Origin of the sequence: Paraburkholderia phenoliruptrix, assembly GCF_019511605.1 — a bacterium.
Lineage (GTDB): Bacteria > Pseudomonadota > Gammaproteobacteria > Burkholderiales > Burkholderiaceae > Paraburkholderia > Paraburkholderia phenoliruptrix_A.
This window is the reverse complement of sequence record NZ_JAEUAV010000001.1, coordinates 24,797-39,463: the sequence shown is the minus strand read 5'-3', so window position 1 is coordinate 39,463 and position 14,667 is coordinate 24,797. Positions and strand designations below refer to the sequence as shown.

13 protein-coding genes are annotated in these 14,667 nt (G+C 67.5%); 2 read left to right on the top strand and 11 right to left on the bottom strand.

The window, feature by feature from the left end; genetic code table 11:
* Positions 1-130: 130 nt before the first annotated feature.
* From JNB89_RS00170 to JNB89_RS00160, 3 genes are all read right to left on the bottom strand, one after another.
* A complete protein-coding gene (locus JNB89_RS00170; RefSeq protein ID WP_220360812.1) occupies positions 131-808 on the bottom strand; it encodes a hypothetical protein in 678 nt (225 codons plus the stop codon).
* On the bottom strand, positions 805-2,211 hold the full coding sequence (locus tag JNB89_RS00165) for a selenium-binding protein SBP56-related protein (protein WP_220360811.1): 1,407 nt from the start codon (positions 2,209-2,211) through the stop codon (positions 805-807). Before JNB89_RS00165 ends, JNB89_RS00170 begins: the two co-directional genes overlap by 4 nt.
* A gap of 237 nt (positions 2,212-2,448) precedes the next feature.
* Positions 2,449-3,435 (bottom strand): sulfonate ABC transporter substrate-binding protein, encoded by a 987-nt coding sequence (locus tag JNB89_RS00160; protein ID WP_220360810.1) that lies wholly within the window; start codon positions 3,433-3,435, stop codon positions 2,449-2,451.
* A 226-nt stretch (positions 3,436-3,661) separates the two neighbouring features.
* Between JNB89_RS00160 and JNB89_RS00155 the strand changes: the two genes are divergently transcribed.
* Positions 3,662-4,237 (top strand): lytic transglycosylase domain-containing protein, encoded by a 576-nt coding sequence (locus JNB89_RS00155; RefSeq protein ID WP_220360809.1) that lies wholly within the window; start codon positions 3,662-3,664, stop codon positions 4,235-4,237.
* Here the strand turns inward: JNB89_RS00155 and JNB89_RS00150 are convergent.
* The 4 genes from JNB89_RS00150 to JNB89_RS00135 form a co-directional block, all read right to left on the bottom strand.
* Complete coding sequence (locus JNB89_RS00150; protein ID WP_220360808.1) at positions 4,217-5,179, bottom strand: alpha/beta hydrolase; 963 nt, start codon at positions 5,177-5,179, stop codon at positions 4,217-4,219. The genes JNB89_RS00155 and JNB89_RS00150 overlap by 21 nt on opposite strands.
* A gap of 105 nt (positions 5,180-5,284) precedes the next feature.
* Entirely contained in the window at positions 5,285-5,980 is a 696-nt protein-coding gene (locus JNB89_RS30950; protein ID WP_223216659.1) for a hypothetical protein, read from the bottom strand.
* Between the two features lie 620 nt (positions 5,981-6,600).
* Complete coding sequence (locus tag JNB89_RS00140; protein ID WP_220360806.1) at positions 6,601-10,059, bottom strand: autotransporter; 3,459 nt, start codon at positions 10,057-10,059, stop codon at positions 6,601-6,603.
* Between the two features lie 95 nt (positions 10,060-10,154).
* Entirely contained in the window at positions 10,155-10,853 is a 699-nt protein-coding gene (locus JNB89_RS00135; RefSeq protein WP_220360805.1) for a GNAT family N-acetyltransferase, read from the bottom strand.
* A 553-nt stretch (positions 10,854-11,406) separates the two neighbouring features.
* Here JNB89_RS00135 and JNB89_RS00130 point away from each other — a divergent pair.
* The gene (locus JNB89_RS00130) at positions 11,407-11,859 is read left to right on the top strand and encodes a hypothetical protein (protein WP_346656176.1); all 453 of its coding nucleotides are present in this window, start codon (positions 11,407-11,409) and stop codon (positions 11,857-11,859) included.
* Between the two features lie 119 nt (positions 11,860-11,978).
* Here the strand turns inward: JNB89_RS00130 and JNB89_RS00125 are convergent, their stop codons facing one another.
* The 4 genes from JNB89_RS00125 to JNB89_RS00110 all read right to left on the bottom strand — a co-directional run bounded on the left by JNB89_RS00125 (position 11,979) and on the right by JNB89_RS00110 (position 14,604).
* On the bottom strand, positions 11,979-12,446 hold the full coding sequence (locus tag JNB89_RS00125) for a CesT family type III secretion system chaperone (RefSeq protein ID WP_013341125.1): 468 nt from the start codon (positions 12,444-12,446) through the stop codon (positions 11,979-11,981).
* Positions 12,447-12,680: 234 nt separating this feature from the next.
* On the bottom strand, positions 12,681-12,845 hold the full coding sequence (locus tag JNB89_RS00120; RefSeq protein ID WP_006047110.1) for a hypothetical protein: 165 nt from the start codon (positions 12,843-12,845) through the stop codon (positions 12,681-12,683).
* A gap of 107 nt (positions 12,846-12,952) precedes the next feature.
* On the bottom strand, positions 12,953-13,213 hold the full coding sequence (locus JNB89_RS00115; protein ID WP_135892138.1) for a type III secretion protein: 261 nt from the start codon (positions 13,211-13,213) through the stop codon (positions 12,953-12,955).
* 8 nt (positions 13,214-13,221) lie between these two features.
* Positions 13,222-14,604: a secretion protein gene (locus JNB89_RS00110; RefSeq protein ID WP_220360803.1), complete on the bottom strand. Its 1,383-nt coding sequence runs from the start codon at positions 14,602-14,604 to the stop codon at positions 13,222-13,224.
* Positions 14,605-14,667 lie beyond the last annotated feature (63 nt).

Here is a 14,667-nt window from a genome sequence, read left to right as displayed (position 1 = left end):
GGACATGCCGCATGTAGGGCACGTATGGCACGTATGGCACGTATGGCACGTATGGCGCAGGACGCGGCGGGGGGCCGCGAAGTTCGCTGAACCGGGCGCACAGGGCGGCGCGCGCAGCCGTCCTGTCCGTTCAGAACCGCGAAAAATCGCTGGCATTGAGCAGTAGCGCGAGCGCGCCGACCACAATGAAACTGCAGGCCCACACCGTGTCCAGATTGAACCAGCTGCGCGACACGAATCTGAGCCCCAGATAACGGTAGACCAGCCACGCAATGACGCCGCCCGCCAGCATCATCGTGGCGGCATGCACGCCCGACACGGCGAGCGCCATGCCGAGCCGCGACTGCATCAGAGCCTGCGCAGCCTGGTGCGCGCGGTCAAGCTGCTCGCCCCGGCAAAGGCCGAGGTAGATCGGCACCAGCATGAGTCCGGCGCCGTGCGCGAGCGCAATCGCGAACGACCACAGCGCAAGCCGCGACGGCGCAATGCGCGCGAGCACCCGCGGGTGACGCCGCCACAGCAGCAGAAGAACGCCGAAGCCGATAACGAGCAAACTCGCACCCGCCTGGATTTCGCGCTGCCACGCGAGCAGCATGCCAAGCAGCGCGAACGGCAGCATCATCAGTACGATGGCGAGCAGATGCCCCGCAGCGAGCCAGCAAAGCGCACTCAGCAGCGCGGACGCTTTCCTCTGCAACAGCGCGTTCGATACGGCGAGCGGCCAGCCCATCGCCGGATTGACACCGTGATAGCAACCGCTTGCCGCGACCGCGAGCCACAGTCCCGCCTGCGACCACCCTGCGCTCAAACGCCCACCGATGGGTAGCAGAACGAATCGGTCGAGCAGTCGCCGCCTTCCAGGCGAATCTGGTGCGCGCGATAGCCGTCGGGGAACTTGACCCAGAAATCGTCGGCAAGCGTGAGACCGCCGGCCGGGTCCGCATGCGCCATTACCTGTGCGGCGGGCACGCCGTTCGGATAGAACTGGTTGTCCCAGGTCGAGTAGAGGGAATTGGTCCAGTAGACACGCTTGCCGTCGCGGCTGATTTCCACCATCTGCGGGCCGCCCGCGAACGACTCGCCGTTCGGATGCGGCGTACGCCGCACGATCCCGCCAATATGCACCGAGCCGACGAGCTTCGGCTTGCGCGGCTCCGTCACGTCGTATTGGCGCATTTCGCCGGTGCCCCAGCAGGCGACATAAAGGAATTTGTCGTCGATCGACAGATCGATGTCCGTGACGAGCGGCGGCACCGCGCCGAAGCCTTGCAGCAACGGCGGCAGTTGCGCGGGGTCGGCGGGCTCGGGCGCAATGGTCGCCGTCTTCTCGATATGGAACTGTCTGCCTTCGCGCCACCACGTCCAGATCGAGCCTTCCAGGTTGGTCGTGTCGACCACCACGCCGATAAAGCCATACTCGCGGCTCGGATCGTGCGCGGGCCGCACCTCCAGCGCCATCTGGTGATTCGCGCCGAGATCTATCGTCTGCACGTTGCGCCGCGCGCGCAGGTCCCAGAAGTGCACCGCGTGTCCGTATTTGTTCGCCAGCAGGTCCTCGGCCACGATACCGTTCTCGAATTGCGGCGGCAGCGCCCATTCGCTCGACACCATGTAGTCGCGCGGCAGGTTCCACCAGAAGTCGTAGTGCTTCTGCTGCGGACCCCGGTCGATCTCCCAGCGGCCGAGCACCTCGAACGTTTCGCAGTCCATGATGAAGATGCCCGGCGGCCCGTCGGTGCCGTCCGGCCCCGCGCCGCCGAGTGTGCTGACGTATATGCCTTCTGGTCCGCAATGCACCGTGTGCGGACGCGAATAGCCCGTCTTGCGGAAAATTTCCTCGGGCTCGATGATCTTGTGGATCTTCGCCTCGGTGGGATGCGGCTTCGTATCCACGATGTAAATGCGCGACGAGCGCATGCCGGGAATGATCAGATAGCGTCGCTCCAGAAAGGCGTGGCCCGTGAGCGGCGAGAGCGCCGACGAACACGCATTCCAGCCGAAGTGGTGGAATTCGTCGCCCTTGTTCGGCACCGGCACGGTGTGAACCACCTGGCTGTAGGTCGGCGAGCCGGGCTTCACGTCGATCACGGCGAGCGCGTCCGGCTGCGAGAAATCGGGGCTGAGCAACAGCGTGTACGCGTATTCTTCCGCCGGTGCGTCCATAGCGAGCCGGGGCGACGCATGGAAGGTGGGATCGGGGCGCATACCCATGACGGTGTCTCCTTTTGTGTGGCCGGGGCGCGGCCCTCGCGAGCCAGGCCGCGCTGAACGCACCGCACGCGCCCCGGCTTTAGATGTAGTTCACGGCTCTTCCGAGAGCAACCCGAGGTTTCTCGGGCCTTTCATTGACACGGCTGCCGCGCGTTAGATGCAACGCGCTTTTAAGCGCCAGCCGCATGATTCGCGGCTGGCCGCAGCACGGACCCGGCGGTGCTCGAATTCCGCCGCTCAGGCCAGATTCGGCGGTCCGGCCCGCAGCACGTCCACGTGTTTCGGGATTAGACCGAGGTCGAGAAACGCGTCCGCAATCTGCTGCTGTTCGCCGAGAATGGCGCGCGTAATGCGCTCCGTGCCGAACCGCTGGCGCGCCACCGCGGCATCCACCACGCCTTTGGGCAGGCCCCACAGCTGCGCCAGTTCGCTCGACAGCTGATCCTTGTTGCGGCTGCCCCACTGGTCGATCTTTTCGATTTCCTCGATCACGATGCCAATCACGTCGGGATTCTTCGCCACATAGCTCTGCGACGAGAAGTAGTAGCCGCGATTGCCCACCACGCCGCTCGCGTCCGCGAGCAGGCGTGCGCCGAGCGTCTTCTGCGCGGCCGCAAGGAACGGGTCCCAGATCACCCATGCGTCGACAGAGGCGCGCTCGAACGCGGCGCGCGCGTCGGCGGGCGCGAGAAAGACGGTTTTCACGTCGGCGTATTGCAGGCCGTGCTGCTGGAGCAGCTTGACCAGAAAGTAGTGGACGTTGCTGCCCCGGTTTAGAACGATCTTCTTGCCCTTCAGATCCGCCACCGTCTGGATGGGCGAGCCCGGCGGCACCAGCACGGCTTCGGATTGCGGGCGCGGCACCGTGGCCGCGACATAGGCGAGCGGCGCACCGGCAGCCTGCGCGAAAATGGGCGGCGCTTCGCCCACATCGCCGAAATCAATCGAGCCGACGTTCAGCGCCTCGAGTTGCACCGGGCCCGCGGCAAACTCCGTCCAGCTTACCGAAACGTTGAGCGGCGCAAGCCGCTTCTCAAGCGTGCCGCGACCCTTCAGCAGATTCAGATAACCCTTCTGATTTCCGATGCGCAACGAGCGCGCGGCGCCTTTCGACGGCGTCTGCGCGAAGGCGAGCGGCGTGGCGGCGACGGCTGCCGCAGCCGCGGCGCCCAGCGAAAGTTGGATGAACGAGCGGCGGTGGTTCGGCGTTTTGATCGTGGACATGGCAGGCGGAAAAGTGGGGAACGCATACGCCGGGCCATCGTACCTGCGGGCGCGGACTGGACGAACCGATCTTTTGCCGTAAGCAAATCTGCGCAGATGGAATAGGCAATACCGGACGGAAAATAGCGCACCGCGCTTCGCATGGGCGCGCCCCGGTTCGCGCGAAGCGCGCGTCGCGCGCAATGCTCGCGGCAAGATGAGGGCCCCATTCGCAATGCGCGTTCTCATGGCAACGCTGATTCTTTCCTCCTTCCGGCCGGGTGATCGCGTCGACGCGCGCGCTTTGCGCGGGCGTTGCGCATCGCGCGTGCATGCGTATGCCGCCGGGATCGCGCTCGCCTGCGCAGCGAGCGCCGCCACGCCCGCGCGGGCAAACTGTTTCGACGATGCCGCCGCCTATCAGCACGTCAACCCGCTGATACTGCGCGCGATCGCGTGGCAGGAGTCGCGCAACCAGCCGGGGGCGACGCATGCAAACGCGAACGGCTCGACGGATTACGGCGTCATGCAGATCAACTCGATTCATCTTGCCGCGCTGTCGCGCTACGGCATTACACGGGCCGAACTGATGGCGCCGTGCAAGAACATCTACATCGCCGCCTGGCAATTGCGCCGGATGATCGTCAAGTACGGCAACACGTGGGCGGCGGTGGGCGCCTACCATTCGGCGACGCCCGCACTGCGCGACCGCTACGCGCGGCAGATCGCGGCGATCCTGCGGTCGTGGAACGTGCTGCCCGAGCAGGGCACAGGTGCTGGCGGAATTGAACGCGTGTCCGCGTCAAGGAATGTGCAACGCTGAGCGCAGCATGCGGGCGGCGTCGCGATGTGCAAGCGATGCCTCCGGAATCATGCCGCCCATCGAGAAAAAACCGTGAATCATGCCCGGGTAATAGACAACGCTTGCTTCGTTGCCATAGCGCCTGAGCTTGTCGACGTAACGCGCGTGCTCGTCCTGCAGCGGGTCGTATTGCGCCGAGACGAGCCACGCGGGCGCGAGTGAGCTCCAGTCGCGCGGCGCGTCGCGCTCGCCGTCGAGCGGCGCGAAGCGCCAGTCGTGACGGTCGTCGGCGTCGGCGAGGTAATGCCGCTGAATCCAGCGGATGATGTCGAGCGACAGGAAATAGCCATCGCCGTAGCGGCGATGCGCGGGCGTCTCCATTCCCGCCGACAGCGCCGGATAGACCAGCAGTTGTAGCGCGAGGCGAATGCCGCTGTCACGCGCGTGGACCGCGCAGACCGCCGCGAGCGTGGCTCCCGAGCTTTCGCCGCCGACGGCAAGCCGGGTGCCGTCGACGGCGAGCGAAGCCGCGTTGCGATGCAGCCAGTGGAGCGCGTCGAGCGCATCGTCGACGGCGCGGGGGAAGCGATTTTCCGGCGCCAGCCGATAGCCGACCGAGACCACTGCGCAACCGGCTTCGTCGGCAAGCGTGCGGCACAGGGCGTCGGCGGTCGCGATGCTGCCGACCACATAGCCGCCCGAATGAAAGAACAGCAGCGCCGGTTGCGGATCGGCCCAGCATGGCGGCGCGGGGTAGTAGATGCGCGCGTCGAGCCGGGCATGGTCGCGCGCCTCGATGCTGAGGTCCTCGACGGCTGCGAGCGCGCGCGGCGGGACATCGCCAAGCGGCGTGTAGTAAGCAAAGCGCTGCCGCGCGTGGGCCACCTCGAAGGCGTCGAAGCGTTGCGCGCCGGCGCTCGCGCGTCGCAGGAGAAATTGTTGCACGCTGGGAGCAAGCGCCATGGCTGCGTCCGATTGGGGTTGACCCGATCGAGCGTAAAAATCCGTCCATGCAGCAAGCTTGCAGGCGCGAAACGGTTTGCGGGCAAGCGAAGTGGGGCAGTGGGCTCAGCGATGCCCGTCGTTGCCGGTCCCCTCGGGTCCGGCCGGCCATCCGCGCGAAGGGCGTGCGCCCAAGCCGCTGTCGTCAGTGACGGTCGACCATCCCGCAGGCGGCGACGTGGGCCTGGGCGGAGCCGGCGGGCGCATTGCCGGCGGCTCGCTGTTGGCAGCGGGGTGTTGCGCCCAGCCGGCGCCCGTTGCCGATGGAGGTGCCGCAGTAGGGTACGCCGGCGGCTGCGGCGCGAACGGCGGCCCCCAGCCAAATGACGATGCCGGGTTCGGCTGTTGCCACGAGCCGCCCTGCGTTCCCGCGGGAGGCGAGGTTTGTGCCGCGGCGTTCGATGGCCAACCCGTGGGTTGCGAACCCGTGTCTTGCCAACCCGTCGGCCCGGCATGCGGAGGCGAAAACGGAGGAGCAAACGGAGGGGAATATGGAGGCGCATACGGAGGCGCATACGGCGCCGGGCCCGGCGCGCCCGCATACGGCGCCTGCGGTCCTCCTTGCCACGGCGAGGCGTACGGACCCGTCTGCTGCCCAGGTTGCGCCCAACGCCCGGCGAACTGGCCCGCGCCGCGGCTGCCGCGAAACAGCAGCATGCCGAGCAGGCCCATTTCCGCGATCGAACCGAGGCCGAAGATCGCACCGTAGGACATGCCGCCGCCCATCATGCCGAGCGGCAACAACAAAGGTATCGTCATCACGCTCGCTACCATCGCCCATCGCTTCAGATTCGTACTGCTTTGCCACGATGGCGTCAGGCTTGGCCCAGGCGCCTGGTAGTTCGGTGCCTTCTGCGCGGTTTGTGCGTTCCGCGGAGGAGACGCATATGACGCATATGACGCATGAGGTGGATAGGGTGGATAAGGTGGATAAGGCGGCGGCGCACGATGCGGCTGTCCTGCGGCGCCGGATTCATATGCGCCGGCCCCGCCAGCAGATGGCCCGCCAGCGGCGGCGGGCCTGCCGGCGCTAGCAGGACCGCCATTCGCGCCCATACCCCATTGCACCCTGTGCGCGCCACCTGCGGCCCGCCCGCTTTGCGCACGTGGCAGGCCGTCAATCGGCGAATGGGAGCCCGGCTGGGCCTGCGCCCCACCCGCTGACTTTGCACCGGGCGACGAACGGCCATCTTCAGATTCTGGCGGACCATATTGCCCATGCTCGATGCGCGGATCGGGCGCTTGCGCACTGCCGCCAACCGGAGTCGACATGATTCCTCCTGTGCCGCCAAACGGCTCAATCAGTCGATTGTCGTATGTTGGAAGCGCAGCGGCGCCCGATCATGCGAACCCCGCGCCACACGCACGAAGCGCAACGGTGCTTACCGATCCAACGTCTCGAGCACCGCGAACGGCACGCCCTCGGTCACGATTTCGCGATCGCCGAGCGCGCCGGTGCGCGTCGTCAGTTGCAGCATGACGTTTGGCCCGAAGCTGCGGGCGCTCGCGTTGCGCTCCTTCACCTTCAGTTCAGTGGCCATCCACGTGGCCGGGTCGTCGAGAATGCGCGCGTTGGCTTGGGCGATCTCTGCCTGCAGCCGTGGGTCGCCGTCAGCCTGGGCGAGCGCCGCATGATTGGCGTCGAGTCGCAGCGCCGCGTGCCGGCGCAGCCGGTAGCGCTGCACATAGGTCAGATTGGGGCGCTGGTTTCTGCGCACGTTCGCCAGATGCTCGTCTATGCGCTCGGCGGCTTGCGCCTCGGGGGTAGGCGCATGAGGCGCATGAGGGGTATGGGGCGCATGACGCGCATCATGCGCCAGCCGCCGCGCGCCCGCTGCCTCGTTGCGCTGATTCCGCGCGACGGCCTCCGCCGCAAAAAGCGTAATCAGTTCGCCGCGTGCCGCGTCGACGGCGCGCGTGTAGGTACGCGCGTCCTGATACTCGATATCCAGAATCGAGCCGCGATGATTGAGCCGGCCGTCCTCGCGCACCAGCAGCAGCTTGGCGGAGCGGTTGCGTTCGCGCAGCGCCACGGTCGCGGCGGGCGCGTCGATCGAAAAAAGCCCCACGGTGTGGCGGCCCTCGGCATTGAGCGGATGAGAAAAGCCCGGCGCGATGCCGCCGCGCAACTGCCAGTGACTGCCTATCCCGACGCGGTGCTCCTCGACCTGCACGCGGCCGCTCCTCTCGACCACTTCCGCACTCTGGCGCGAGCGCTGCCAGCCGCCGCCCGCCGACGGCCCGGTGCGTACCGACAACGCACGCGCTCGCTCGCCGCTATGCGGGTCCACCAGCGTTTCGCCGCCAAAGGTCGCTACCTTGACTGTGGCGTTTGCGTCGAGGGTGACGCCGCGTCGCCGAACCAGCGTGTGCGCATCCGTCCAGCTCACCGACACATCCGGGTCGTCCCAGTAGCGTGACGCAAGGCGGTTCCAGACGCCCTCGGGCCCGTCGCCGTGCGCTGCACCGGACTCGTCGAACAGATGCTCGACGACGCCCGCAAGCTTCGCGCGCAGCGTCGCGTCGTCGTAGCCGCTGCCGTCGGGCAATGGTCGGCGTGCAACGCGCAGCGTGACGCCGCGCGGCTCGCTCAGTTCGCGCGCATGCAGCGTGGCGTTCGCGACGAGGCCGGCGCGCAGCGCCGTCAATGCGGTGCTCACGTCATAGCCGATGAGAAGCCCCGCGCCGACGTGGCGCATGCTGGACCTGGCAGTGCCGATGAAAATCGCCGCGCCATGCGTCGAGCGGCTGATGTCCACCACCGCCTCGCGCGTGCGCGACGCGCGCAAATCGAGGCGCGGCGAAACCGGCACGCCGTGGCCGCGCAGGACGGTTTCCACGGTCAGGTTCAGACCGCGCGTGCTGATGCCTTGCCTGCCGCCGTCCGTGAGCCGCAGACGCTGCCCCGATTGCAGGTTCGCGGCCACGTCGAGCAGCGTCTCGCGCACGTCGTCGACATTGTTGGCGGCGCGTGCGTCCTGCTCGTGCCGTGTGGCCGTGCGCAGTTCGTTCACCGTGTGCCAGAACGGCGCGTCGTGCGGCAGGCCGGCGACTTTGCCCCACACGGCGAGCCGCTCGACGGTGAACGGCCGCTTCGCAATCGAGCGAAACGGTCTGGTGCGCGCGAGTTGTTGCGGCGGCATCGCGAGCCAGTTGACGGTCGCCTCGCGAGCCCGCGCGCGTACACGCCGCGGCACGTCGACGTGTGCCGCGGCGGCTGCGCCATGCTGGTCGGCAGACCGCGGCAGCAGTGCTTCTTCGCACAGCGCATGCGCGCGCTGGGCGATCGCGCGCAGTGCGTCGTCGTCCAGGCGGCCGGGCGGAAAGCCGCCGCGTTCGAGCCACACGCACAGCGCGGCGAGTTCTGCGAGCGAGGCCTCCGGACGCGCGTGAGCGAGCGCGGCACGCGGGCTCAGCGCCGGGCTTTGCAGCAATTGCGGTAACGCTGCCTGCAGATGTTTGCGCACCTTTGCCTGTTCGGCGGCAATGGTTTTGCGCGGCACGCCCTGCGTGCCCAAGCGCAGCGCCGACAGCGGCGAGCCGTGCCGGCCGCGGAACATGCGCGGCAACAAGGTCTTCCAGCGTTTTTCGCCGACGCGCGGGATGGTGTTGCCGACGAAGCGGGCGAGGCGTTGCCTTGTTTGCGAGAGCTCGCTATGGCGGCTGTCTTCGCCGAACGACTGGCGCCACGCGAACAGCGCGCCGTGCTGATCGGCGCTTAACGCGTCGCGTCCGAATGCGAGCAGGGTGGACGCGGCATCGAAGGCGCGGGCGGCGAGCGGGGCGCACGCCGGGTCGCTGGCCGCGAGCGGGTCGTCGATAGCAACCGGCTCGAGTGCATTGGCGCTGGTGAGGAGAACCTCGATGCCAAAGCGCTGCAATTCATCGCGGTACGGATTGAGCGTTGCCGTGCGCAGTGCCGCGAGTATCTCGCGGCCTTCGCCGGAGCGCGCGAGCACACGCGCCGCGCGCCATGCGTCGCGTTCCGCGCTGCTTTCCGAGCGACGCTGGTTCGGCGCGGCGAAGTCGAGCATGCCGATGCGCTCGATCGTCAGATGTGCTGCCCGGCAATCGGCCGCGCCTGCACGGGCGAGCGCGTCGGCGAGCAGTGCGCCGCGCAGCGCTGCCTGGGCGTCGTCGGCATGCCCGGCGTCGGCATGCGCGGCGTCGTTGCCCGGAGGCGCAGCAGTGTTGATAGGCCTAGCAGTGGCGCATAGTCGGTACAGACGGTCAGCGAGGGCTGCTGCATCGATGGTCTGATCGGGGCGGGCATTGAAGCGCCTGTGCACATAGGCCGCGAGATCCGCTCGTGTCACGACAGCATCCAGGCACGGCCCCAGCGATGCCGCTGCATCATGTTCGCCGCTTTCACGCGCAGCCGGCAGGCCGTGTGCGTTGCCGCCAGACTTCGCGTCGACGCCGAACCCGGCCCCAAGCACACTTGGAGCCGAAGCCGAAGCCGAAGCCGAAGCCGAAGCCGAAGCCGAAGCCGATGCCGACGCGGCGCGCGCGGCCAACAGCCCTGTGTCCGCGAGTGGGCCGGGTTCGCGCCGCGCATGTCGCGCGGTGTGGGCCGGCGGGAAGCGGCGCTCGCCCGGCACGTGATGTTCGGGCCCGGACGCGCCGCCATGCGTGCTGTGCTGAAACAGCGCTGTGCTCAACTCGACGCGCCGCGCGCCGACGATTCGCGCGGGCCGCGCGAGCGAAGCGCGGATCCACTCAGGCATGCGCCGCTGCGTCGGCTGCACCGGCGCGGGCGCTTCGTGCGGTTGCCCCGCGCTGGGTGAGTTGTCCAGCAGGTTGTCGGTGGACGAAACATCGAGCGGACGATAGCGGAACATGTCGACGCGGCAGAGGTGGACCGCGTTGCACTATGTCCTCGCTATGTGACAGCCAGGTTGATGCAGCGCCGCGCGATGCGAAGCGCGGCGTCGATTCACGAAGCAGCGATTTGCGGACCCTTCGCGTGACCATGCGCGAGTGCATGCGCATGCGAGGCAGTGTCGATGCCGCCCGGCTCGAAGTCGGCGTCGAGCGCCGTGTATTCGGCGAGCCAGCGTGTGGCGGGCGTGTCGTCGGGCGCCTGCAACGGGCGCGTCATCGCGTAGAGATAGCTGTCGCCGGCGAGCACGCCGAGATTCGGCCGGCATTCGTAATTGGTCAGCTTTGCTTCGAGCGTGAAACCGAGTTTTTCCATGCTGCTGTGCGCGTCTCCGTCCACGGCGCAATACGCGTAGATGCGTAGAATCGGCGGCTGCGCGAGCATCCACGCAAGCAGCTTGCGCAGTGCATGCAGCCCCGCGCGCCGGCGGCGCGCACCGCCGCGCCGGCTGATCATCACGCCCACTTCGACGCGCGGCGGATGCGGCCGCAGTTCGATCATGCCGGTGAGGCGGCCGCTTGCGCGGTCCTCTAGAACCCAGCGGATCAGTTCACCGCTGCGCCAGCCGTGGGTGGAATCGTCGATGAACGCGAGGGTTTCGTCCAACTGCGTGTGGCGTTTGAAACTGAGATGGCGCGTCGTCTCGACGTCGCCGAGCATTTCGTCGAACAGCGCTTGGGCGTCGCGCGGCTCGGGCGGCCGCATCAACAGGTCGGCGGATTCGATCAGGGCTGGAAAGCGGAATGGCGACATCGGCAACCTCCACGCACGGCATGTGATGCGATTGTCGATGCGCGGGCCGAGCGCGCAGCGGCCCGCGCGAAGGTGCGCGCGCCTATGCGAAGGTGTCGGCGCAGGCCGAGGCGTGCATCGCCTTTAACGCCAGTGCGGAATGGGGCGGGCGCGGCGTGCGGTTGCTGCCACTGCCTGCAGCGCGCAGCCCACGGCTCGCAGCCGCAACCGCGGCCATGGCCTTCAGCCACGGCCACGGCCCACAGCCATAGCCACAGCCACAAGCCACAAGGCACAAGGCACAAGGCACAAGGCACAAGGCACAAGGCACAAGGCACAAGGCACAAGGCACAAGGCACAAGGCACAAGGCACAAGGCGCCAGCCACTGCCACTGCTACCAGCCGGCCTAACCCCAAAGAAAGGCATCCGCACAAACATCCCAACGCAATGCTCAAGCTTCGCATCGCCTGTTCCCTTTTCGCGCGACGGGAAACGCGGCGCGCCAGCGAGCGCTAAGGTGCGTCGATGGCGGCACACGTCGGTTTGCCGCGCCGAACCTGGGAGACTGTGACCGTGAACAGCAAAGCCATTGCCGGATGGTCGGCGGCGAGCGTGGGCGGTATGGAAGGCACGCACAACCGCGCGACGCACGAGAAAGCCGCCAGCCGCGCAGCGCTCGTGCCGACGAGCACGAAGCTCGCTGGGGAACTCGTGCCGCTGCGCGACATACCGCCGCCGCAGGGCCCGGTCAAATTCAGCCTATCGCGCAAGGAGGCCGACAGGCTGCCCGTTCTGCGCAAGTCGAGCGTCGTGGTGATCGGGCCGGGCGCCGCGCGCGAGCGCGACGACGTTGCGTCATGGGCGCGGACGTTGCCGGTTCCGCCTGTGCAAACGCGATTCTCCGAGGCACCGCCAGCCGGCGACAGCGCCTTCGACGCGGCGGCAGCGCGCCAACTGCTCGACAATCTTCAGGCGCTGGTCGAATTTACCAAGCACGTCGGCCACGTCATTCATGGCGCGACCTGAGTCGACTGCGGCGCCGCGGCGCTGCCACGGCGCTGCAGTCAGCAGTCCAGGTGCCACATGGCGCGGGTTCGCTCGTGCACGCCCGCCGCTGAAGCCGTCCTTCGCACGCCCGACTCACTTCAAGCCCGCAGCCACGTAAACTCGCCAGCCACAATCCCTTCGAACATTTCATCCGTCGACTCGATAATGCTCTTGCGCCAATAGCGGCCGTGCTCGGCGTAATGCGCGAGCAGGTCGGCAAGCGCGGCGCCGTCGACGTCGTGCGTCATCGGCACGCGCAGCACCAGCACGATTCCGCCGGTGTCGGTGTCGAGTCCCAGTTGCGCCTGGTCCTGCGCGTAGATCAGCAGATTGGCCTCGAGCATCAGCCGGAACACGACGAGCGTGCGGCCAGCCGTGACGGTGCCGTAATGAAAGTTGGCGTACAGCGCGTCGAGATCGTTCTCGAAGTGTTCGAGACGCACGTCGAAGCCTTCCACCTCGACCGCGCGTGTGCGCAACACATGCTCGGCATCCGCAAGACCGACCGTCGCGCACAGGTCGCGCACCAACGATGCATAGCGATCCGAACTATCGTGGGTATCCAATTGAAAGGCCCGCGCAACTCACAAAAAACCATACGGACGACGCAACAAGCCGGCGCGCGGAAAACCGCGAGCCGGCCGGCAAAAGATGACGCAGCCCCGCAAATGACGCAATCGCGCAACCGGCGGCCTGCGGCAGACCACACCGGTAGGCCGCAGCCCTGCCGTGAGCGCCTGCCGGCACCGGCGCGGCCGGTCCTCGCGAACCGGCACGCGTGGGGCTGCGAAGCTTGCGCGCTAGTGCCCAGTGCCGCCCTGGATCGTCTGACCCGCGGTTTTCATGGTGTTGGCCACGGCACCCGCCAGCGACATCTGCAGCGTGGCCTGCGCCGCGCCGATGGCCGCCGTGCTGCCTTGCGCGGCCATGCCGGTGATCGCACCCATTGCTGGACCGATAGACATAAGACCTCCTCGTTTTCCGGTTAAAAAGAAATGCTGCCCTGTGTGACAGCCAGCCGCCGCCGCACAGGGCGAGCCTCGTGCCCGGCGCTCGCGCCGGTGGCGCGCCGTCAGGCCGCGCCGCGTTTGTCCGCGAGCTGACCGACGATACGGCCCGCGGCAAGCAGGCCGCGATACAGCCTCGCCAGATCGTTGCGGTCCAACTCGGTCGCCCCCTGTGCTTCGCCGACGTTTTTCGCGGTCGCTTCCAGCGCCTCGCGTATCGCGGCAAGACGCGGTCCGCCTGCGGGATCCGCGAGCGTCTTCTGCAGATCGTTGAAGTCGGTGGCGCACGCTTCGAGCGGTGCGTAGATGTTCGTTGTCTGCGTCATGGAAAACCTCACTTCGGTAGCGGCAGATAAGCGGTGGTGTTCGCGGAGCGCGTCGCGGGCGAGGGCGGCGTCGCGGGAATGTCCTCGACGGGCTGCATCACGCCGCGCGCGGCGCCGCTGCGAACCAGGCCCGGGCTGTCCGCCGGTGCGGGCGTTAGAGAATGCACGCCGGGTGCTTCGCCGGCGCTGTCCGTCGCGCTTGTGTCGAAGCTCCTCGCGCTGTTGGCTGCGAGATTTGCCGCGCCGTTCGCGCTGGAACCGGCAAGACCATTCGCCGCGGCCGCCGTCGCCGCCGACGAAGCCGGGTCTTCCGGCACCGTGTAGATATGCTTGACGCCGTCGGGCGTCTGACCGTAGCGCACGTCGTCGGAGGACATCAGGAAAGAGAACGACGGCGCCGAGGGCAATGCGTCTTCCGCTTGCGCGACGCTCACCCGCACGTTCTTCACGTTGTCGCTGAGATCGTGGCGCATTCGCGCAACGGCCGCCTCGACGTCGCGCGGATTGGCCGCCTTGCCGCTGATCTCGAAGACTCCGCGCCCCGCGTACGTCACCTTGAGCCCCTGCATGGCGAGCGAATCGGCGATGTTGCGCACGTCGTTCTGCGCAATGTCATAGTGCCGCACGATACGGTCCGGCGAGATTCGCATCAGCATCTTGCGCACTTGCGTGTCCTCGTCGGCTGTCGCCACCATGCCGTTCACGGTTACCGTCGACCCGCGCACCTGCGCATGCAGTTCCTTCATATGCGCGGCAGCCAGTTCGAGATTGACGCGCTGCGCGAGGTCGCCCGCGTCGCGCGGCAACGCGGCACGGCTCACGGCCGTCGTCAGCATGACCGAGCCGATTACCAGTACCGCGCCGAGCATTGCACAAGCGGAGACGACACCTGTCATTTTGCGGCGGCGCGAGCGCTCGGCGGCGCGCCGCGTTTGATCGGGCTTGACGAGCAGCGTGGAGAGCAGCTCGAGATCGCTTGGCCACGCGGCGTCGTCGGAGCCGATGCAGATGACGGTGTCGCCGAACTGCATCGGCACGAATTCGAGCAGGATGACGGTGCCCGGTTCGTCGTCGTTTTGCGCTGCGTGGCGCGCTCCCTGCTCGTCGTTGTTGCCTTCGTTTGCGTGAGTGCGGGTGCTGTTATGTGCGCCGGTGTCCGCGTCGGATAAAGGCTCGCTGTCGGGCTCACCCTCCGCGAGCGCGACGACCGGCAGCATGCGACGCGCGCTCACCACGCCGCTTGCATCGACGACAAGCGACACGTCGTCGCCGCGCCAGTCGGAGATGCGGATATCGGCGTCGTCGTCCGCGCCGATCCGGTGAATGCCGGCGCTGAGACGCAGTTCCGCGCCGGCATGCACGCCAGTCAGGATACGCAGCAGCTTCGTCATGAAAAGCCCGTTGGAAGATAATGCGGCGTGCAGCGGCACGCCTTCGACACTCACTCTAGCCGC